A 734-nucleotide genomic window follows, 5' to 3' on the forward strand; every position below is an offset into this window, starting at 1 on the left:
TCCGTAAACTTAATCGCGTTACCGACCAAGTTATTCAAGATTTGGCTGATTCGCGTTACGTCACCACGCCAATAGCGTTGCACGTCACTTTCAATATGGAAATCAAAATTCAGCTTCTTCTCAGCGGCGCGCCCTTCCATCAATTGGTAGGTATCTTGAACCATCTGATGAAGGTCAAACGAGGCTGTGCGGATTTCCAGATGCCCCGCTTCTATCTTTGAGTAATCCAACACGTCATTCAAAATCGCGAGTAGGTTCTTACCGCTGCGGTTAATGATGTCTGCATAGCCGGATTGCAGCGGGTCTAACCCGGTATCTTTAAGCAATCTTGCGGTACCTAATACACCGTTCATCGGCGTTCGTATTTCATGGCTCATCGTCGCAAGGAAAGCGGATTTCGCGCGGCTAGCTTGTTCTGCGGCGTTGCGAGCCTTAGCGTGATTCCCTACCTCGATATTCAGCTTTTCATTGGTCTTTTGCAGTTGATAAGTTCGGTCTGTGACCAACTCTTCTAAGTGTTCTTTGTGCTCTTCAAGTTCGCGTTTCGCCTTTGCTTCACCCACCGCAACCACTTGTAGTGCCTGCGCGGTGTTTCTGGCAGTGATGATCGCCTCGCCCATATGAGCCAGCTCATCATTACCCTTTACCGATATATCAATATTCAGGCGACCTTGTGCGATAGACATCAAGGCCGATGAGTATTCAGCAAGACGCTTAACAACCGAGATATACAC

At 48.2% G+C, this 734-nt stretch carries 1 protein-coding gene; it reads right to left on the bottom strand.

What is annotated here, in order from left to right:
• Positions 1-734 (bottom strand): histidine kinase dimerization/phospho-acceptor domain-containing protein (locus AB4484_RS24460; protein WP_372080807.1); only part of this gene is annotated, 734 nt, incomplete at both ends.

Origin of the sequence: Vibrio sp. 10N.261.46.A3 (assembly GCF_041472995.1) — a bacterium.
Lineage (GTDB): Bacteria > Pseudomonadota > Gammaproteobacteria > Enterobacterales > Vibrionaceae > Vibrio > Vibrio coralliirubri.